Origin of the sequence: Fodinicurvata fenggangensis DSM 21160 (assembly GCF_000686045.1) — a bacterium.
Lineage (GTDB): Bacteria > Pseudomonadota > Alphaproteobacteria > Kiloniellales > DSM-21159 > Fodinicurvata > Fodinicurvata fenggangensis.
The window spans coordinates 141,101-159,776 of record NZ_JMLV01000007.1 but is presented as its reverse complement, the minus strand read 5'-3'; the positions used below and the strand labels follow the sequence as shown (position 1 = coordinate 159,776).

The following is an 18,676-nucleotide window of genomic DNA, read 5'->3' as shown; positions in this document are numbered from 1 at the left end:
TATCAACAAGAAAATTTGTTGCATTCGGAACAGGCTTGCCTGTATAGAGAACATAACAAGAACATTCATCCTAGCGACAAGGACAGCCCAAGGGAAGGAGCTTTCAGGATGCAGAACAGGCAGCCGGGGAATCGGGACGCGGGACAGCAGGAGGTGGAGCGCTGGCAAAGGGACTGGCAGGAGGAGTTGGAGGCCCTGGCCGAACGCCTGTCCAGCCGGGTGGCCTGGGGGCGCATGAGCACGGGGGCCACGCGCCGGGCCCTGGGGTTGCCGCCGCCGGCCTGCCGCGAACGCCGCGAGCACGAGGCGGGACGCCTGGACCGGGCGGCGGGTTGCCGGCGGCCGCGGCAGGCCACGCTTGCCTATCGCAGCGGCTTCCGTTCGCCCCGCCTGCCCGGCACCACCGCCCGCGCGGCGGCGCGCCTGAAACAGACAGGGGAGGAACGTTGATGACGCGCGCGCAGGCACGGCGCCGCCTGGCGCTGCAACGGGCGACGGCTGAACACTCTACCCCAGCCGCCTGGCAGGAGCGGCAGGCGCCGACCACCACCGTGGAGCTGCGCCTGGGCCAGCGCCTGGAACGGCAGGGCGATGGATCCCTGGCCTTGGTGACCCTCAGCCAGGCCCGCACGCGGCGCCGGCGCCTGGACGCGCGGCTGTGGGACAGCTTCACCGCCGAGGAACAGGCGGCCGCCGAATGCATCTGGTTCGCCTTTTCCGCCATTGCGCGCGGCATGGGCCTGGCCTCCTGCGCCCTGGCGCGCGAACGGGTGGACGGCACCCCGGCCGACGGCGAGGGCGCGCGGCGCCTGGTGGACCTCTATTTCCGCTGGGCGCGCTGGTGCACCGCCGAGGGGGTGGAGCATGCCACCATCATGGATGTGCTGGGCTATGGCCTGGGCTGTGCCGAAACCGACCGCAAACGCCGCCGCCGCAAGGGCCACAGCCGCGCCCAGATCGCCGACGGCCTGGCCCTCTACTGCCGCCTGCGCGGCTGGCCGGTTCGGCGGGGGTGAGGGGCGAGCAGGAGTGAGAGTGCAGGATTCAGGGAGGCGCCAGAATATGTATCGTGTCATGATACATTTATGTTGACGTCAGGAATGTATCACGCAATGATATAGGAAGACGGGAAGCCTGCATGATCCTCTCTTACCGAGATAAAAAGACCGAGACTGTGGCACGCGGAAAAGTGCCGAAAGGGTTCCCCTCGGATTTGCTGAGACCGGCCATTCGCAAATTGACAATACTTGAGCATGCAATGTCCCTAAATGATCTTCGGTCTCCGCCAGGTAACAGGCTGGAGGCTTTGGCTGGAAATCGAAAGGGGCAGCATTCAATCCGCATAAACGAGCAATGGCGAATATGTTTTGTATGGACAGAAGCCGGCGCGGAAGGTGTCGAGATTGTCGATTATCATTAGGAGATAGGACCCACTGATGACCAGTATTTTGCCCCCGGTCCATCCCGGTGAAATCCTGCGTGAGGAATACCTGGTTCCCCTGGGGTTGTCCGCCGGTGCTTTGGCGAAGCGGTTGGGCGTGCCGCGCACGCGTATCGAGCGCTTGGTGAAGCAGGAGACGCCGGTCACACCGGACACGGCACTGCGTCTCGGACGCTTTTTCCGCACAAGTCCGGAATTCTGGATGAACATGCAGGCCACCCATGACCTGAAGGTCGAGGCGGAGAGGAAGAAACGCGAATTGGAAGCCATCGACTCCTTCGAGGCGGCCTAGGTTTGTATTGCTTTTTTTGTCCAGCTTCCGGCCACGCACTTTACTGCTGCGGGGGGTAACGGAACAGCCGGGGTTTTTCCGGTCCTCGAACGCCTGCGCGTTGGTCAGGTCACAAGGACCTGGTCGAGCGGCCGGCGCGGGCTGAGACGGGCCGTGTCCGTGGCCTGGCCTGCCCGGAACACGAAGGTCGGGCGCCAAGCGGCCCCTCCCGTCAGGGAAGCCAGCCGGTCCGCCGTGACGGGCGGTGCACCGGTCTGCGCTTCGCGATCCACCATCTCCACCGGTTGGTTGAGCGGCTGCGCGACGAAGCCGTTCGCGGTGAGCCAAAGGTGCAGCCTTTGCCAGAGCCGGCCCGCCTGGAGCGCCGTTGCCGGATCGTAGAGGTCGCGCACGGCGATCATGCCGAGCAAGGGGGCCGTTGCGACGTGAACATCGCGGGTGCCCTTGAGCCATTGCTGGTCCGCCTCCTCGTCGGAGGGTGCGGGCAGGATCTTGGCGACGGCGTTGAGAAGGGGCGGCAGGCCCACGGTGTCGAGGGTCACGCCGTCACGATGCTCCTGGACCGACTGCCAGTCGAAGCGGAACCAACGGGCACTGTCCTTTGCCATCTGGCGGTCCTCGATGATCGCCTCCGTACTTGAGACGATCAGTGCTCCGAGCTTGTCTCTGTCCACTTCCTCGCCGGCGCCGAAGAGATACAGTCGCACAGGCTGGTCCGCCGACACGAGCGCCTGCAGCTCTTCCTCGAGATCGCCAGGCACCGCGCTGGCGGTGTCGTAAGAACCACGGTGGGTGTGGCGATCTGGAATCGCCTTGAACAGATCGGTGGTTGCCGGCTTTCCTGGAGAAAGCCTGAGCACCGCCACCCGTTCGATCTCGTCCCCACGGGGCTGGGTCAGGGGCCGGGACGGAGTGGCTGAGACCTCAGCATCGAGCCCCTGGGCCCTGGCCGCCTGGGCCATGTTCTCGAGGACGCAGCCCAGGGACAGCATCATTTCGCGACGGAAGGGGTCGAAGCTGCCCAGGTGCCGGCTGTGATCGGCGTAGAGGGTGATGGAATCGCTGCCGACCTGAAAGCGCCAAGGCTGGGTGTTGTGCGCATTGGACGCCAGGATGCCCGCCTTGACCAGGGCCAGCGGGCCGTCCTCGGCATCCGTCCAGGAGTGCCAGGGCGCATAGGCGGGGCCTTCGCCAACGGAGAATACACCGTTGTCCCAGGCGCGCCAGGCGAGTCCGCCGCCGGCGGCCACGCCAAAGCCCGCCAGGCTTGCTCCCAGAACCTGACGGCGTGTCATCTTGAGTCTCATGGGGTTTGATCCTGGCTGGTGGATGTGATGGCCGTAGGCGGATCCGGCAACCGCACAGCGCCCAGCATGTGCTCAGCCGACTTGCACAGCTGTGTCCAGCCGGCCTCCGACTGCAGGTCGAGGCCATTGAAGCGAGACAGGTGACGGCCGCGTGCGGCGAGGTAGTTCGCGGCGGCCCCCAGCAGCGCAAAGAGCGGCGCGACCTGAGCCTGGAAGTCGGATTCGGCCACATCGAAGCGCAACGCCAGGCCGCGTATTACGGCCAGGCTGCGATCTTCACGCACGCTTTCCAGCGCAGCCGTCAGCTCGTTGCGCGCGCTCATTTCCCAGGCGATCACCTCCAGTGTCACGGGATGGCTGCGCAGGAAGGCGACATGGCGCTCGAACACGCGGGCCAGGCAGTCCGGGAGCGCGTCCGGACGATCCGGATCAGGCAGCGGTTCGGCCAGCAGGTCGTCAACCCTCCACCAGAAATCGCCGGCCTCGGCATAGGCCGTCAACAGGCCAGCGAGCCCGCCGAAATAACGATAGATGAGAACCTTGTCGACGCCGGCGCGGCGCGCGAGCGCGTTAACGCCGATGCCCGAGAATCCTTCTTCCAGAATGACGGACTCGACGGCCTGGATCAGGCTGATTTCGCTCGTGTCCCGGTCGCGGGCAAGGGTGTCGGTCATGCTGCAAGCCTTCATGTCACTGATAAGTGACATTGTATAGTCACCAGTTGGTGACAAGTCAAGACCTGGTGATGGACTTTACAAGTGGGGTTCCGATGGGAGGTCGGGCCACGGTCATGCCAATGGCACAGCCGGTGCTAACATGTTTCGAAGCATCCCTTCGGGGTGCGCCTCAACATAAGGGGATGTTTTAACTCGCTGATATAAAACAAAAAAACGCGTCACGCTGAGGCGCCCGGCCGCCAGGCCGGGCCTCGAAGCGCGTTGGCACAGGTAGGTCTAACCTGGCTATCAGGAGGCGTCGGGGGAGGTGTGTGCGTTCTTGGACTTTCCGCTGGAGGGACAGAAGACGCGGCAGATCATCCGGGTCAGCGCGTTGCCGCGGCGGCCTCTGACCTGCTGGCGGGCAGGATCGGACGGGGCGGCCCCGCCTTCGCCTTCCCAGTCGCGGACGGCTTCAGCTTCCTTCGAGCGGTCGGCCGGTCCGTTTGGCGGGCCGGCGGATGTGGTCTTTTTGTTGGTCATCGTAGGTCTCCTGGTTCGATATAATCCGCTGCGCCGGGGTCAGCGCGCGGAGGCTGTCTTGCGGCTCGCGCCGGACGGGCCGGTCTTGTGCGGGTCGCCAAAGGGGGAGGTGGCGGCTTGCGGCGCCTTGACCTGCTTGGGTTTTCGGGGCTCGCGCCCGCTGCGTTTCTGGCCTTTCGCCATGGGAGTGTCCTTTCCGGACTCTGTGCACCTTTCCGGTGCAACTGTAGGGATTCGGGGTTGGTCTGTCAGGCCTGGTGGGAGCCGTCCTTTGCCTGGTCACGGAGCAACGCCGCCTGCAGTTCCAGGTGATCGATCGCAACCGTCTCGCGCAGCTTGATGCCCGAGGTCAGGGCCGGCAACTGCATGAAGGTGGCCACGCGCCGGTAGGCGACCCAACTTGGGCCCTGGATCTCATCGCTGTCTTCCTCGACGGCGTAGTCGCCCGCCGGCTGGACACCCTCCAGTCCGGTCAGGACGAAGGGCGCGGTGAAGTGGATGATTGTCTGGCGTGTCTGGGCGGGCATGGCCGGCTCCTTCGCCCGAGTGCCGGCCAAGAAGCCGCGGTTCGGGCCTGTCGCGTGGGATGCGGGAAAGGGGCGGCAGTCGGCTCTCTGACAACACGAGATGTCGGACCACTGGCCTGCATATCAATAAAAAGAAACTGGACCGTAAATGTGGTTTATTTGAGGCCTTGTTGTATCGGGCTCGGCGGCCGGCTGTCGCCGGTGCCCAGGGCACACTGAAGGTCCACGGCGGCTATGGCTGTTGCCGTAATTTTTCCCCTGGAAAGTTCCTTGCGCGATCTGCGCATCTTCCGCATCTATGAAGGCAGCTCGGAGGTTCAGCGCAACATCATCGCCCGGACCTTGTTGAAGAACTGAGGTTCAGGCCAGTTCGAGGCGCAGCGAGCGGCCCAGGATGGTGGCGGCACGCTGCAGCTTGTCCAGCTGCACCCGGTCGTTCCCGGGATCCAGCAGGCGGTCCAGCTGGGCGCGGCTGGTGTTCATGCGGCGGGCCATTTCGCTCTTGGTCAGGCCCTGGCGTTTCATTTCCTGGTCGAGCTGCCAGGCAAGCAGGGACTTGAGGACATGAGGCTGCGCCGTGTCGCGCAGGTCCGCTTCCTTGAGGGAGTCGTCAAGGGACGATCCCCGGATCGGGTGCGTCATTCTTCCATCTCCATTTATCAGCTCCGGACCATCTCCAGTCCGGGGGCAGGCGTCTTTTGGGTTCTTCTCCACGACCCTGTGCAACAGGATCATGCGCCCAGCCTGGCCAAGTTTACCGTTCCTACTCCAGGCGGTCCAGCAGGCCGGCGAGGACGCGGCAGCAGGGTTCCAGGGAGCTGACCAGCAGGTGTTCCTCGTGGGTGTGCGGGCCGCCGCCGCAGACGCCCAGGCCGTCCAGGGTGGGGATTTCCAGCGCGCCGGTGAAGTTGCCATAGCTGCCGCCGCCGAACTGGCCGTGCTCCAGGGTCAGGCCCTGTTCGGCGGCAATTTCGCGCGCGATCTCATAGAGCTGCAGGGTGCCCTCGTGCGGCTTGAACAGCGGGCGCACCGGGCCGGCCTCCACCTCGATATGGCGCGCCTCGCTCTGTTCGGCCAGGCCCAGGACGCGGGCGCGCACCTCCTCCATGTCGGCCTCGGTGGGGGCGACGCAGAGCAGCTGGGCGCTGCATTCGATGGGCATGACGTTGGCGAAGGTGCCGCCCTGGATGACGCCCACGGAATAGGTCACGCCGCGCTCGAAGTCGGACCAGGACTCCACCTGCTGGATCACCCGGGCCATCTGGCTGATGGCGCTGCGCCCGGCGCGGTTGTCGGCGCCGGCGTGGGCCGGCCGGCCGTGGCAGCGCAGGACGAACCGCAGGAAGGCATGGCGGCCGGTCACCAGCTTGCCCTCGCGCGAGGGCTCGGGCACCAGGACGTGGCGGTGCCGCTGCGCCTCGGCCTCGATCAGCGGGCGCGAACTGGGGGTGCCCACCTCCTCGTCGGGAATGACCATGACGGTGACGGGCAGCTTCGGGCGCCCGCCGTCGCGCAGCACCTGGCGCAGGGCATGGACGGCCAGGTAGAGGCCACCCTTCATGTCGAAGATGCCGGGACCATAGACCCGGTCGCCCTCGCGCCGGATGGGCAGGGGGCCGTCCAGCGTGCCCTCGGGATGCACCGTGTCCACATGCCCCAGGATCAGGATGCCCGAACCTTCCTGCTGGCCCGGGAAGCGCGCCAGCAGCACGTCGCCGTACCCCTCTCCCTGGTCGACGCGCTCGATGGCGCCGCCCAGGGCGCGCAGCTCGCCCTCGACCTTGTCGACCATGCGGTTGACGGCTTCGCGGCTGTAGCTGGGGCTTTCGATGGCCACCCATTCCAGCAGGCCGTCCAGGATGCTGTCGGGATTGAAGGCGTTTGATCGGGTCATCTGTGGTGCGGTCTTCCGTTTGTTTTCATAAGCGGTGCGGATTATGCGGCTCCAGGCGCGCTCTGCAATGCCGGCCTTCCGGTATTGCGCGCGGGCAGAGCGCATAGGTTGTTATTGCGATTCTGCGGCCAAGGTCTGAAATTACGCAGCGGACTGGAGATGAAAGGGCCAGAGATGAAAGGGAATAGAGGATGAAACCTGAAATCGTCGGCTGGGGTCATACGCCCTTTGGCGCGCACAAGGACCAGGACCTGGAGGCCCTGATCCGCAATGCGGCGCGGGAGGCCCTGGATCATGCCGGTGTCTCGGGCGCGGACGTCGACGGCATCTGGCTGGGCCACTTCAACGCCGGCATGGTGGACGAGGCCTTTCCCGCCTCGTTGGCGCTGGCAGCCGACGAAGGGCTGCGCTTCACGCCGGCGACGCGCTGCGAAAACGCCTGTGCCTCGGGCTCGGCGGCCATCTATTCCGCGCTCAACGCCATCCAGAGCGGCGCGGCGCGCATCGCCCTGGTGATCGGCGTCGAGAAGATGACGCACCTGGATACGCCGGGCGTGACGAAGGCCCTGGCCCGCGCCTCGTACCAGCGGGAGGAGGCGGGCCAGAGCTTCCCGCAGATCTTCGCCAACCTGGCCCGGCAGTACGCCCAGCGCTTCGGCGACCCCTCCGAGGCCCTGGCCCGGATCGCGGTCAAGAACCACGCCAACGCGCTGTCCAACCCTCTGGCCCAGCTGCAGAAGGAGCTGAGCTTCGACTTCTGCAATACGGTGTCCGAGAAGAACCCCATGATCGCCGAGCCCCTGCGCATGACGGACTGCTCGCTGATTTCCGATGGCGCGGCGGCCCTGGTGATCGCGCAGCCGGACGTGGCGGCCGAGTTCAAGCAGTCCGTCGCCTTCCGCGCTACGGCGCAGGTCAGCGACTACCTGCCCATGTCCCGGCGCGAGATGACCGAGCTGCCCGGGCCGCGCCGCGCCTTCCAGAGCGCCTTCGACAAGGCCGGCATCCAGGTGCACGACCTGGACTTCGCCGAGGTCCACGACTGCTTCACCATCGCCGAGCTGATGATCTATGAGGCCATGGGCCTGGCCGAACCGGGCCAGGGCGCAAGGTTGCTGGCGGACGGCCATGTCCTGAAGGACGGCAAGCTGCCGGTCAACCTGTCAGGTGGGCTGAAGGCCAAGGGGCATCCCGTGGGCGCCACGGGCGTCTCCATGCATGTCCTGGCCGCGCGCCAGCTGGCCGGCGCCGCCGGAGAGATGCAGGCCAAGGGGCAGACCGTGGGCGCCGAACTGGGGGCCGTCTTCAACATGGGCGGCAGCGGGGTCGCCAACTACTGCTCGGTGCTGGAGGCGCGGCGATGAACCCGGCAGAGTGGCTGGCCCGCACGGCGCGCGCCCATCCCCGGGCGCCGGCCCTGTTCCACGGCGCGCAGCAGATCGCCGACTATGGCGGCTTCGCGCGCCAGAGCGCGGCCCTGGGCGCGGCGCTGCAGGGCCGCGGCATCGGCCCCGGCGATCGGGTGGCCGTGGTGCTGCCCAACTGTCCGGACTATCTGCCGATTCTCTATGGCATCTGGTATGCCGGCGCCACGGCGGTGCCGATCAACGCCAAGCTGCACGCCAAGGAGGTGGACTGGATCCTGGACAATGCCGGGGCCCGGCTGGTCTTCCTGCCCGATGCCGGGGCGTTCCGCGCGGCCGGCGGCCTGACCGGCGCGTTGGAGGTGATCGAGGTGGGCGCCGCGGGCTTTGCGGCGCTCTACGATACGCCGCCGATGGACTGGCCCGTGCCCCTGCCGCCCGAGCAGACCGCCTGGATCTTCTATACCTCCGGCACCACGGGGCGGCCCAAGGGGGCTCTGCTGAGCGGCGGCAACCTGATGGCCATGTCGCTCAGCTATCTGGTGGATGTGGACCCGGTCCAGCCGGAGGACGCGGCGCTCTATGCCACGCCCATGTCGCACGGCGCCGGTCTCTACAACTTCGTCCATGTGCTGCGCGGCGCGCGCCATGTCATTCCGGAAAGCGGCGGTTTCGATGCGGCCGAGATCCTGGACCTGGCGCCACGCATCGGCAACCTCTCCATGTTCGCAGCCCCCACCGTGGTCAAGCGCCTGACCGAGGAGGCCCAGCGGCGCGATGCAGGGCCTCGGGATACAGGGCGTCAGGGCGCAGGCGGAGAAGGGATCAAGACCATCGTCTATGGCGGCGGGCCCATGTACGTCGCCGATATCCAGCAGGCGCTACAGGTCCTGGGCCCGGTCTTCGTGCAGATCTATGGCCAGGGCGAAAGTCCCATGTGCATCACGGCCCTGTCGCGCAGCGAAGTGGCGGATAGCGCCCATCCCGACTGGGCAAAGCGGCTGGCCTCGGTGGGCCGCGCGCAGAGCGTGGTGGAGGTGCGGGTCGTGGACGAGCAGGGGCGTGACATGCCCGTCGGCGAAGTGGGCGAGGTGGTGGTGCGCGGCGCCTCGGTCATGCAGGGTTATCTGGACAATCCCGAGGCCAACGCGAAGTCCCTGCGCGACGGCTGGCTGTGGACCGGCGACCTGGGGCAGCTGGATGAGCAGGGCTATCTGACCCTGCACGACCGCGCCAAGGACCTGGTGATCTCGGGCGGCGCCAACATCTATCCGCGCGAGGTGGAAGAGGCCCTGTTGACCCACGGATCGGTGCGGGAAGTGGCCGTGGTGGGCGCCCCCGACCCCGAGTGGGGCGAGATCGTCGTGGCCTTCGTCGTGGCCGCCGACGGCGCCCGGCCCGAGCCGTCCGCCCTGGACGCCGCCTGCAGTGCGGAGATCGCGCGTTTCAAGAAGCCCAAGAAGTATGTCTTTGTGGAAGAACTGCCCAAGAACAACTACGGCAAGGTCCTGAAGACGGAATTGCGCGCGCAGCTTCAGGGGATGAAGGCGGAGCAGGGGGTTTTAGGTGAAGTCTTGTCTGATGGATAGAATTCACCAGGCCAGATCATTTGCCTGGTCCTGAATTCGGGTACAAGCCTGCATGAGATCGTCAAAGGGCGCTGCATGTGTATGCAAGAGCCCTGCATCGATCATACGGGCATAGTCATCGGCCAGAACCTGCTGTGCTTCGCCTTCAGGCACGATACGCAACGCACCGTTCACGGCCTCTTTATAGTCGATGAGCGTTCCATCAGCGGCTTTCTCACGAAAGAAAACGGCCTTCTGTCGTGCAACGGTCTCAGCGATCTCACGATCACTCAAGGCCTGATCGAAATAGTCGCTGTTCGCCAATGCAGCGAGATCATGCCAATGCCTGGCAAAGCGTTCGCCTTTCAGTTTCGCCTGGGCGCAGAAGACGTGCGCAGCCGTGGCTTTCTCCCAGAACGTTCGCTCGACTTTCATGACCCGTGCCCTGGCGATGGGGAAGGTGACTTCGGGCAGGAAAGGGGCCGCATCGCAGGTGATTGTGTGAACTTCCGCTGGTTCTCCGGTCGATCGCGCGCCAAACTCCAGCATGACAGCGGGCTTCACGTAGCCATAGCCCTCACGATGTACTGGAAACTCGATGAAAAGCCGATCCTGCCCCTCCTGCTGGAGGGAGGCCGGAATTCCCTGCCTTGCCACCGCGTCGGTCAGAAGGGGTTTGATGGTGCTGTCCATCCAGTCGGGCAGCTTCCGGCGAACTGCCTCCGTCCATTTCTGACCCTGGCTCCTGCTGGCTGGAATGCCATCTCCATCCCCTGCCAGTTCCGGAAGCATCGTTCGAATGTCATAGGTCAGATCGATATCTTCCGAGAAACGATCTATGAGCCCATAGGCCTTTGAGAGGGACGTGCCGCCCTTGAAGGACAGGTAACGTCCCATGCTCGTGTCAAACAGGACGGAGAGCGACCAGACAACCCATATGTCTTTTTCGAGGAGATAGGCTGGTTGGCCCGAACGAGCGGCAGCGGTCTCCAGTGCTTCGCCCTGATCCTCGGCAGAGAGCTCGAAGAACGCCTCACCCATGCGTTCCGGCTTCGCTCACGGCCTTGGCCATCCAGGTGGGCAGGAGAGGGCGTGCCGACGCCAGGGCCTGCCATTCGGCTTCGGGCAGGGTCTTCCGGAGCTTCGCGAAAGCCTGTCGCGCATGCCGTTCGCCCAGCCACGCGACCGCCCGGATAGCATCGCCGGCGGGCCGGCCTTCCAGGGCCATCTGCCAGTGCGGCACGTGCCGGATCTCCAACGTCTGGGCACCGAGGCTCAGGCGCTTTCCGCGGCCCGATGTGACGAAGCGTTGCTGAACGGGGACCTGGCTCGTCAGGCCAAGGGCATTCGCTGCGGCCGCGCCATGCGCGGCGATGCTTTCGCCGCCTGTGGCGGTCAGGGCCTCGATGACCCTGTTGGCGGAGGGCGCGCGGGCTCCGAAGCGGCTTTTGACAGGGACGACATAGGCGCCGCGGGCAATGCGCATCAAATGCCCGCTTCGGACAAGCCTGGAGAGCGCCTGGTCAACGGCCGCCCGGCTGCCCAAGTGCAGCATGCCCCTGGCCGTGATGACGGCGCCTTCAGGTTGTTCCCTGGCTTCGCGTAGGATGCTTTCGGCTGTCGAGGTCATGTTCGTTTCTCCATTTGTCAGGAATATAAGTTAGTTTCTGACATACTACAAGTAACTATAACGCTTTGCCCTGATCAGAGTTTGCTGTCAGTGGGTTGACGTGAGCGCACTCTAAGCTGTGTGTATTGCTCAAGCAGACGAAGGTTGGCCGGCATCTCCTGGAAAGCGGTAGAAGTCTGTCAGGCTTCAGCGTATTGGTGTTACAAATAAAGCGAGTGTGTTTGCTTGATACGCCAGACGACTTTTCCATCGTAGTACCATACCGAAAAAGGCTAGGCGCATGATTCCCGACTATCAGAGCTTGATGCTGCCCGTGCTGCAGGAGGCTGCGGAAACAGAAGTCAGCACGCGGGAGGTGATCGAGACACTTGCGGGCAAGCATGGCCTGTCGGTGGAGGAGCGGGAGCAGCTGCTTCCCAGCGGCCGGCAGAGAATCTTCGACAATCGCGTGCACTGGGCGAAGAGCTACCTGAAGCAGGCGGGGCTGGTTCGTTACACGCGGCGCGGGTCTTACATCGCGACGACCGAGGGCCGCAAGGTGCTGGCCCAGGCGCCGGAGCGCATCGATAACGCCTTTCTCAAGCAGTACGAGTCGTTTCAGGCCTTCCAGAACCGCCGGGGTGCGCAGACGCCCACGAAGGAAAAACCCGAAGAACCGCCGGAGCCGACGGGCTCGACACCCGATGAAGTGCTGCGCACGGCCCATCGCCAGATCAACGCCGCGCTTGCCGCCGACCTGCTCGACCGGGTGCGGCAGGCCACGCCCCAGTTCTTCGAAGATCTGATCATCGAGCTGCTGCTTGCCATGGGGTATGGAGGAACCTCGGAGGACGCGGCCCGCGCGCTGGGGCAATCCGGGGACAACGGCGTGGACGGCGTGATCGACCAGGATCCGCTGGGCGTGGACCAGATCTATGTTCAGGCCAAGCGCTATGCCGAGGGCAACAATGTCGGGGCCAGCGATATCCGTGATTTCTTCGGCGCGCTGAATGTGAAAAAGGCCCAGAAGGGCCTGTTCTTCACGACCTCGTCCTTCAGCACCTCGGCCAAGCAGACGGCGAAGGAGCTAGGTATGCGGATCGTCCTGATCGACGGCGACCAGCTGACGAAGCTGATGATCCGCTACAACGTCGGTTGCCGGGACGAGGAGGTCCTGCACCTGAAAAGGGTGGATGAGGATTACTTCGGGTGAGTGCTTTGGCTGGTGCGGCTGTGCAGAAAGGCTGTATGAAGCTTACTGGGGCTTTGGGATTGGGAAGGGAAAAAGATTGCCAGACTGTAGTTTTTAGACTACAGTCATCATAGATGATGGACATCAAGCAGTCAGAGACCTTCCGCAAGTGGCTGGGTAAGCTGAAAGATCGACGTGCACGCACCCTCATTACCGCACGTATCAATCGGTTGGCAGAAGGCCTTCCCGGTGATGTGCAGCCCATAGGCGGGGGCTTGAGTGAGCTGCGCATTCACTACGGCCCTGGCTATCGCGTTTATTTCCAGCAGCGTGGAGATGTCCTGATCCTGCTTTTGTGTGGTGGAGACAAGAAGTCTCAAAGCCGCGATATCGAGAAGGCAAAGAAGATTGCCGAGGACTGGAGTGCCCAATATGGCTGAGAAATTCACAACCTTCGATCCAGCGGCCATGCTGGAGACGGAAGCGGATATTGCTGATTTCATGGCTGATGCCTTTGAAACCGGAGACACGACTTATATTGCCAAGGCCCTTGGTGTCGTTGCCCGTGCCAAGGGCATGACCCAGATTGCCCGGGAAACCGGCTTGTCCCGGGAACAACTCTACAGGTCGTTCAGCGAGCGGGGAAACCCGACGCTGAAGACCACGCTCTCGGTCATGCGCGCCCTTGGTGTGGACATGACGGCCAAACCGCACGCCGTTCAGAAGTGAAATTGCCTTTTTATGGACTGACAAGCGAACAGTCTAGAAAGGCTAATAAGGCATAAGAAGCTATTTAAAGTGAGGGCCGCGGTGGCGCCAGGCGGGTTGCTTCAGCCCGACCAGGCGAAGGCCATTAAACCCTCTTGATAGCCGGGGCATGTTCCGGTTATGTTCACGCATCATCGAAAAGTTTGAGCGAAACCCGCGGCCCTTGTGGCGGCGGGTTTTTTCGTTGGGGAGAGTGCGGTGAGCGGGGACGCGGTGGGGGACGGGCCGGTTGGAGCGGATGGCACGGCCGGCGCCGCTACCGAGGACTGGCGCGACCTTCTCTGTCGCCGGCTGGCGGCGGGGGAGGTGCTGGGGCAGCTTTGCGGGCGGCGCGGCATTCCCGAGCGCGGGGCGGTGCTGGCGGCGCTGGCGGGCGAGCCGGAGCTGGCGCGGCGCTTTGCCCTGGCCCTGCAGCTTCAGCGCCAGCAATGGGCCGAGGAGATCCTGGAGATTGCGGATGGCAGCGAACCGGCGGACCCGGAGGGCGATGGGCGCCTGGCGCTGAGCCACGCCCGCCTGCGCATGGAGGCGCGGCGCTGGGTGCAGGAGATGACGCGCCGGGCGGCGGCCTTGCCGGCGGGGGACGCGGCGTCGGACGGTTCCGGCAAGAAGAACAATGCGGGCGATACTGCGGAGGTGGGCGCCGAACGGGCGGAGGCGCTGCTGGCCGCGGCCCAGCTGGACCGGTCCGAGCGCGCCTTCCTGCGCCGTCTGCTGAACAAGCGGCTGGCCCGGAACGAACGGCGCCCCAGAAAAGGACGACGCCCCAGAGGTTAGTTTCTCTGGGGCGTCGCTGTTTCAGACTTTGACGTCAGTGCCCTTTGGGCGCCGTCACGTCAGGCCGTGTCCTCTTCCATCGGGTTGAAGATTTCGTGGTTTTCCTCGCCCTCGACGATCAGGTGGCCGGCCAGGCCGCGTTCGGCGCGCGACAGGGCGTGGTCCACCAGCACATAGGTGCCCGGCACCTGGGTGGTGAACTCGGTCATGATGGCACCGCCCGCCGGCACCATGGCCGTCTGGACGTTCTCCAGCGGCGGGCTGGTCAGCGAGCCATAGGGATAGACGCGGTCGAAGATCTCGCCGATGACATGGAAGGAGGCGGGGTAGTTCGGCCCGCCGACGCCGTAGAAGATGCGCACGCTCTCGCCCACCTGGGCCTTCAGGGGGTAGTGGTCGGTCAGTGCGCCCACATGGCCGTTCATCACGAAGTACTCGGGCCGCTCGTTGAGCAGCTTCTCGTAGCTTTCGGTCAGGACACCCGAGGTGCCGAAGGGCTCCTCGGTATAGATCTCGCCCTGCATCACGTAGAACTCGTGGTCCACGGGGGGCAGGCCCTCCTCGGGCTCGACCAGGATCATGCCATACATGCCGTTGGCAATGTGCAGCGCCACCGGCGGAACGGCGCAGTGATAGACATAGATGCCGGGGTTGAGCGCCTTGAAGCTGAAGCGCTTGGTCTCTCCCGGACCGGCCGTGGTGGCCTCGGCGCCGCCGCCGGGCCCGGTGGCGGCGTGGAAGTCCACGTTGTGCATCATCCAGCTGTCGTCGGCGTTCTTCAGGGTCACCTCGACCGTGTCGCCGACGCGCACCCGAACCATGGGGCCGGGCACCGTGCCGTTGAAGGTCCAGAAGCGGAAGGTGCTGTTGTTCGACAGATGGGCTTCCAGCTCGATGGTCTCCAGCTCCACCTGGACGGTGGCCGGTTCGCTGCGCTCGATGGGTGGGGGCACGTTCGCCGGATTCTCGGCAATGTCCGCCATGTCGGGATGCTTGGGATTCACCGAATAGAGACGGTCACTCATGGTGCCGCCGTGTTCGGCCAGCTGGACATGGCCCTGTTTCTGGGCAAGCGCCGGCGATGCGCCGAGCAGGCTGCCCAGGCCCAGGCCTGCGGTGCCGGCGAGCACCCCGCGGCGGCTGACGCCGGTGCGTGTGGGGGTGTCGTCCGTCTCTTCACTCGAAGCGTCGCGCGTGGTGCGGTCATTGCTCTGAGACATGTTGCCTCCTTTGATTCCACAGTTATAGGGCCCTGTCCCTTGTGGTGCGGGTCAGGCCGGCCGGATGCGGGCGAAACCCGTCCGTGTCGCCGGGTTTTCCGGCAAACATGCATCTACAGGTTGGGATTTGACCGACTGCTGTCCACCCATTCCCGACCAGCAGCGAAGAGGACGGCACCGAACGGCCCGATGGCACCAGGAAAACCGGGAGGAACGAGCCAGCGCCGTGGCAGGTCGGGACAACTCAACTCTGGACGAGATGGCCGTCCTGGACGATCCGGGCGCCAGTCTGGCGGCGCTGGACCGGCTGGAGGCAGCGGGTTCGCTGTCGGCCTTCATCGAGCTGGCCTGGCCGGTGCTGGAGCCGGGGCGGCGCTATCGCGGCAACTGGCACATCGACGCGCTTTGCCGCCACTTGGAGGCGGTCAGCCGGGGCGAGATCACGCGCCTGCTGATTAACGTGCCGCCGGGGACCATGAAGTCTTTGACGGTCAGCGTCTTCTGGCCGGCCTGGGAATGGGGGCCGCTGGGCCGGCCCTGGCTGCGCGGCGTGCTGGCCAGCTATTCCCAGCGGCTGTCGATCCGCGACAACCTGCGCTGCCGCCGGCTGGTGGGCTCGGACTGGTACCGGGCGCGCTGGGGCGGCGGGGTGCAGCTGTCGCGCGAGCAGAACGCCAAGGCCAGGTTCGAGACGCGGGCCGGCGGCTTCCGCCTGGCCACCTCGGTGGGCGGGCTGGCCACCGGCGAGCGCGGCGACCGCTTCGTGATCGACGATCCGCACAACGTGCAGCAGACGGACTCGGACCGTGTGCGCGAGGCCACGCTGCGCTGGTTCCTGGAAACGGTGCCCACGCGCCTGAACGACCCTGCGCACTCGGCCCTGGTGGTGGTGATGCAGCGGGTGCACGAGCGCGATGTCAGCGGCCTGATCCTGGCCCGGGCGCTGGACTACGAGCACCTGATGCTGCCCATGGAGTTCGAGCCCGAGCGGCGTTGCGTCACCCGCCTGGGGCCGGCCGATCCGCGTCGGCGGGCGGGCGAGTTGCTGTGGCCGGAGCAGTTTCCGGCGCGCGAGGTCAAGCGCCTGAAGGACACGCTGGGCAGCTACGCCGCCGCCGGCCAGCTGCAGCAGCGGCCGGCCCCGCGCGAAGGCGGCCTGTTCCGGCGCCAGTGGTTCCCGGTGGCGGGCGCCCTTCCGGTCGAGTGCACCTCGGTGCGCGGCTGGGACCTGGCGGCCACGCGCGCCGGTACCGGCAGTGACCCGGACTGGACCGTGGGCGTGAAGCTGAGCCGCTCGGCCGAGGGTGTCTTCTACATCGAGGATATCCTGCGCCTGCGCGGCAGCGGCCTGGAGGTCGAGCGCGCCATCCTGAACTGCGCCCAGCAGGACGGGCCCGAGTGCCTTGTGGCCCTGCCCCAGGACCCGGGGCAGGCGGGCAAGGCCCAGGCGGCGTACCTGGTGCGGCGGCTGGCCGGCCATCGCGTGAAGGCCAGCCCGGAAAGCGGCGACAAGGTCACGCGCGCCGCACCGGTGGCCGCCCAGGCCGAGGCCGGGAACCTGCGCCTGATCCGCGGCGCCTGGAACGACACCTTTCTGGAGGAGGCGAGCTTGTTTCCCAACGGAGCCCACAAGGACCAGATCGACGCGCTGAGCCGTGCCTTCGCCGAGCTGACCGCCGCTCGCCCGCCACAGGTCTTTGCGTGATGGGGAGGGGCAGGCTTGAATGGCTTGCCGCGTGCGCTTGCGGTAGGATCGTTCGCGGAGGAGAGCAGGCATGAAAGTCAGGCTGGAAACCATCGGCAAATCAAAAGTGGTGCGCCTTCCCGAAACCGTGATCCGGGATTGTGGCCTGGGCGATATGCTCGAGCTGCGGGTCGAGAACGGAGCTGTCGTCCTGACGCCCTGCCGTGGTGTTCGGGAGGGCTGGGATGCCGCCTTCGAGCGCATGGCCGCCAGTGGTGACGATGCACCGCTGATTCCCGACACGCTCGACAACGACTTCGACACCAAGGCCTGGAGCTGGTGACGCCCAGGCGCTTTGTGCCTGCGGCCTGACGGTCGAACGACTCACTGAAAACTGAAGACAGCATGGCGCTGTGCCCGGCCTTGTTCGCGCGCAGGCGTCTCTGCGTGCTCGGGAGGGCTATGAATGTGGCGTTGGCTGACGAAACGGCGGGCGGCGCCGGTGGCGCTGCCGCGGGGCAGTAGCAATGATGGTGGTGGGGGGACGGGCTTCACCGGCCTGCTGCGCCGGGGGCCGGAGCTGGAGCTGCGGCCGGTGCGGAGCCGGCGGCAGGCGCTGGAGGCCTATGCCGGCTGGGTCGCCGCGGCGGCCGGGGCGCTGGCCCAGGACGTGCGCGCCGCGCCCTGGGACCTCTGGCGAAGAAGTGGCAGCAAACAGCACTGGCGGCGGCTGGCCGAGACGGAGATCCCGCCCCTGCTGCTGCGGCCCAACGGGCTGCAGACCTGGGGCGACCTGCTGGAGCTGACGCAGCTGCACCTGGACCTGGCGGGCGAGGCCTTCTGGCACCTGCTGACGGAAGCGGACGGGCGCGGGCGCGAAAAGGTGACGGGGCTGCAGCTGCTCTATCCGCACTGGATCGAGCGGCCGGTCTTCGACCGCGACGGCCTGGGCCTGGCGGGCTGGCGCCTGCAGGTGCCGGGCCATGCGCCGCGGACCCTGCCGGCCCGGGACGTGGTCTTCCTGCGCTATCCCCATCCGCTGGAGCCGCTGCGCGGTGCCTCGCCGGTGGAGGCCTTCGCCCTGTCGCAGGAGCTGGACCTGCACGCCCGGGCCTATGCCGGGGCGCTGCTGCGCAACCGGGCGACGCCGGAGCTGGTGATCACCAGCGAGGAGGAGCTGACAAGCGACCAGGCCGACCTGATCCGCGAGCGCTGGCTGGAACGCTATCGCGACCCGGCCAGCGGGCCGGCGGTGCTGGGCCGCGGCGGCAAGGTGCAGCAGCTGGGCGGGCAGCTGAAGGATCTGGCCTTCCTGGAGCTGGCGCAACTGAGCCGCGACCAGGTCTTCGCCGTCTACAAGCTGCCGGCCAGCAAGGTGGGCCTGACCACCGACACCAACCGCGCCAACGCCGAGGCGGCGGACGCGACCTACAAGGAGAACGCCGTGCTGCCGCGTCTGCGCCGCATCGAGGAGGCGATCAATCACGCCCTGCTGCCGCGGCTGGCGGAGGAAGCGGCGGGGCCGGCGGACGGGGGCCGGCTGTGGTTCGAATTCGAAAGCCCGGTGCGCGAGGACCGCGAGCATCTGCTGCGCCGGGCCGGGGAACTGCTGGCCAACGGGGCCATCACGCTGGACCGCTATCGCGAGCTGCTGGGCGAGGACCCGGGCGCTGCGCGCGGGGATGCCGGCGTATCCGAGAGCTGAAGGGGAGACTGTATGGAAACTGAGATGGAGACGGCTGGCCAGGCGGCCGGCGTGCTGCGCCGCGCCGAAGGGGCGGCCCTGCCTGCGGCGGGCGAGACGAATGCAGGCATGGAGGGGCGGCGGGTGACC

General features: G+C 66.0%; 24 protein-coding genes. 14 read left to right on the top strand and 10 right to left on the bottom strand.

Annotated features, from left to right (window positions below):
• The first annotated feature begins 108 nt into the window (after positions 1–108).
• From BP38_RS0111460 to BP38_RS0111450, 4 genes are all read left to right on the top strand, one after another.
• The gene (locus BP38_RS0111460) at positions 109–450 is read left to right on the top strand and encodes a hypothetical protein (RefSeq protein ID WP_026987836.1); all 342 of its coding nucleotides are present in this window, start codon (positions 109–111) and stop codon (positions 448–450) included.
• On the top strand, positions 450–1,016 hold the full coding sequence (locus tag BP38_RS0111455) for a hypothetical protein (protein WP_026987835.1): 567 nt from the start codon (positions 450–452) through the stop codon (positions 1,014–1,016). Before BP38_RS0111460 ends, BP38_RS0111455 begins: the two co-directional genes overlap by 1 nt.
• Positions 1,017–1,138: 122 nt before the next feature.
• Positions 1,139–1,420: a type II toxin-antitoxin system RelE/ParE family toxin gene (locus BP38_RS22260; RefSeq protein ID WP_081816619.1), complete on the top strand. Its 282-nt coding sequence runs from the start codon at positions 1,139–1,141 to the stop codon at positions 1,418–1,420.
• Between the two features lie 16 nt (positions 1,421–1,436).
• The gene (locus BP38_RS0111450) at positions 1,437–1,733 is read left to right on the top strand and encodes a HigA family addiction module antitoxin (RefSeq protein ID WP_026987834.1); all 297 of its coding nucleotides are present in this window, start codon (positions 1,437–1,439) and stop codon (positions 1,731–1,733) included.
• 104 nt (positions 1,734–1,837) lie between these two features.
• On the opposite strand, the gene BP38_RS21830 is transcribed toward BP38_RS0111450, so the two are convergent.
• The 5 genes from BP38_RS21830 to BP38_RS0111425 form a co-directional block, all read right to left on the bottom strand.
• Complete coding sequence (locus BP38_RS21830; RefSeq protein WP_051609279.1) at positions 1,838–3,040, bottom strand: Acg family FMN-binding oxidoreductase; 1,203 nt, start codon at positions 3,038–3,040, stop codon at positions 1,838–1,840.
• Entirely contained in the window at positions 3,037–3,714 is a 678-nt protein-coding gene (locus BP38_RS20355; protein WP_051609278.1) for a TetR/AcrR family transcriptional regulator, read from the bottom strand. Before BP38_RS20355 ends, BP38_RS21830 begins: the two co-directional genes overlap by 4 nt.
• A gap of 291 nt (positions 3,715–4,005) precedes the next feature.
• Positions 4,006–4,239 carry a hypothetical protein gene (locus BP38_RS0111435; RefSeq protein ID WP_026987833.1) on the bottom strand — a complete coding sequence of 78 codons (234 nt, stop codon included), beginning with the start codon at positions 4,237–4,239 and terminating at the stop codon, positions 4,006–4,008.
• Positions 4,240–4,278: 39 nt separating this feature from the next.
• Positions 4,279–4,422, bottom strand: coding sequence for a hypothetical protein (locus BP38_RS22900; RefSeq protein WP_169737834.1), 144 nt, complete (start codon positions 4,420–4,422; stop codon positions 4,279–4,281).
• Between the two features lie 65 nt (positions 4,423–4,487).
• Entirely contained in the window at positions 4,488–4,766 is a 279-nt protein-coding gene (locus BP38_RS0111425) for a hypothetical protein (RefSeq protein ID WP_026987832.1), read from the bottom strand.
• A gap of 234 nt (positions 4,767–5,000) precedes the next feature.
• Here BP38_RS0111425 and BP38_RS22970 point away from each other — a divergent pair, with 234 nt between their 5' ends.
• The gene (locus BP38_RS22970; RefSeq protein WP_211250299.1) at positions 5,001–5,123 is read left to right on the top strand and encodes an acyl-CoA dehydrogenase family protein; all 123 of its coding nucleotides are present in this window, start codon (positions 5,001–5,003) and stop codon (positions 5,121–5,123) included.
• Positions 5,124–5,126: 3 nt separating this feature from the next.
• On the opposite strand, the gene BP38_RS0111415 is transcribed toward BP38_RS22970, so the two are convergent.
• Both BP38_RS0111415 and BP38_RS0111410 read right to left on the bottom strand, forming a co-directional pair.
• Positions 5,127–5,408 (bottom strand): XRE family transcriptional regulator, encoded by a 282-nt coding sequence (locus tag BP38_RS0111415; RefSeq protein ID WP_026987831.1) that lies wholly within the window; start codon positions 5,406–5,408, stop codon positions 5,127–5,129.
• A gap of 121 nt (positions 5,409–5,529) precedes the next feature.
• Positions 5,530–6,660, bottom strand: coding sequence for a M20/M25/M40 family metallo-hydrolase (locus BP38_RS0111410; RefSeq protein WP_026987830.1), 1,131 nt, complete (start codon positions 6,658–6,660; stop codon positions 5,530–5,532).
• Between the two features lie 191 nt (positions 6,661–6,851).
• Here BP38_RS0111410 and BP38_RS0111405 point away from each other — a divergent pair, with 191 nt between their 5' ends.
• Both BP38_RS0111405 and BP38_RS20350 read left to right on the top strand, forming a co-directional pair.
• On the top strand, positions 6,852–8,024 hold the full coding sequence (locus BP38_RS0111405; protein WP_026987829.1) for an acetyl-CoA acetyltransferase: 1,173 nt from the start codon (positions 6,852–6,854) through the stop codon (positions 8,022–8,024).
• The gene (locus tag BP38_RS20350) at positions 8,021–9,613 is read left to right on the top strand and encodes a class I adenylate-forming enzyme family protein (protein WP_051609277.1); all 1,593 of its coding nucleotides are present in this window, start codon (positions 8,021–8,023) and stop codon (positions 9,611–9,613) included. Before BP38_RS0111405 ends, BP38_RS20350 begins: the two co-directional genes overlap by 4 nt.
• A 3-nt stretch (positions 9,614–9,616) precedes the next feature.
• Here the strand turns inward: BP38_RS20350 and BP38_RS0111395 are convergent, their stop codons facing one another.
• The gene (locus BP38_RS0111395) at positions 9,617–10,633 is read right to left on the bottom strand and encodes a nucleotidyl transferase AbiEii/AbiGii toxin family protein (RefSeq protein WP_026987828.1); all 1,017 of its coding nucleotides are present in this window, start codon (positions 10,631–10,633) and stop codon (positions 9,617–9,619) included.
• Entirely contained in the window at positions 10,626–11,222 is a 597-nt protein-coding gene (locus BP38_RS0111390) for a DUF6088 family protein (protein WP_026987827.1), read from the bottom strand. The genes BP38_RS0111395 and BP38_RS0111390 overlap by 8 nt, the downstream gene beginning before the upstream one ends.
• A 280-nt stretch (positions 11,223–11,502) precedes the next feature.
• Between BP38_RS0111390 and BP38_RS0111385 the strand changes: the two genes are divergently transcribed.
• From BP38_RS0111385 to BP38_RS0111370, 4 genes are all read left to right on the top strand, one after another.
• A complete protein-coding gene (locus tag BP38_RS0111385) occupies positions 11,503–12,414 on the top strand; it encodes a restriction endonuclease (RefSeq protein WP_026987826.1) in 912 nt (303 codons plus the stop codon).
• A 113-nt stretch (positions 12,415–12,527) separates the two neighbouring features.
• Positions 12,528–12,833 (top strand): type II toxin-antitoxin system RelE/ParE family toxin, encoded by a 306-nt coding sequence (locus BP38_RS0111380; protein WP_026987825.1) that lies wholly within the window; start codon positions 12,528–12,530, stop codon positions 12,831–12,833.
• Positions 12,826–13,122 (top strand): addiction module antidote protein, encoded by a 297-nt coding sequence (locus BP38_RS0111375; protein WP_026987824.1) that lies wholly within the window; start codon positions 12,826–12,828, stop codon positions 13,120–13,122. Before BP38_RS0111380 ends, BP38_RS0111375 begins: the two co-directional genes overlap by 8 nt.
• Before the next feature lie 237 nt (positions 13,123–13,359).
• The gene (locus BP38_RS0111370) at positions 13,360–13,938 is read left to right on the top strand and encodes a terminase small subunit-like protein (protein WP_155992388.1); all 579 of its coding nucleotides are present in this window, start codon (positions 13,360–13,362) and stop codon (positions 13,936–13,938) included.
• Positions 13,939–13,997: 59 nt separating this feature from the next.
• On the opposite strand, the gene nirK is transcribed toward BP38_RS0111370, so the two are convergent.
• Positions 13,998–15,158 (bottom strand): copper-containing nitrite reductase, encoded by a 1,161-nt coding sequence (nirK, locus tag BP38_RS20345; RefSeq protein ID WP_051609276.1) that lies wholly within the window; start codon positions 15,156–15,158, stop codon positions 13,998–14,000.
• Positions 15,159–15,384: 226 nt separating this feature from the next.
• Here nirK and terL point away from each other — a divergent pair, with 226 nt between their 5' ends.
• The 3 genes from terL (at position 15,385) to BP38_RS0111350 (ending at position 18,547) form a co-directional block, all read left to right on the top strand.
• The gene (gene terL / locus BP38_RS20340) at positions 15,385–16,863 is read left to right on the top strand and encodes a phage terminase large subunit (RefSeq protein WP_211250298.1); all 1,479 of its coding nucleotides are present in this window, start codon (positions 15,385–15,387) and stop codon (positions 16,861–16,863) included.
• Positions 16,864–16,933: 70 nt separating this feature from the next.
• Entirely contained in the window at positions 16,934–17,185 is a 252-nt protein-coding gene (locus BP38_RS0111355) for an AbrB/MazE/SpoVT family DNA-binding domain-containing protein (RefSeq protein ID WP_026987822.1), read from the top strand.
• A 123-nt stretch (positions 17,186–17,308) separates the two neighbouring features.
• On the top strand, positions 17,309–18,547 hold the full coding sequence (locus tag BP38_RS0111350) for a phage portal protein (protein WP_026987821.1): 1,239 nt from the start codon (positions 17,309–17,311) through the stop codon (positions 18,545–18,547).
• Positions 18,548–18,676: the final 129 nt, after the last annotated feature.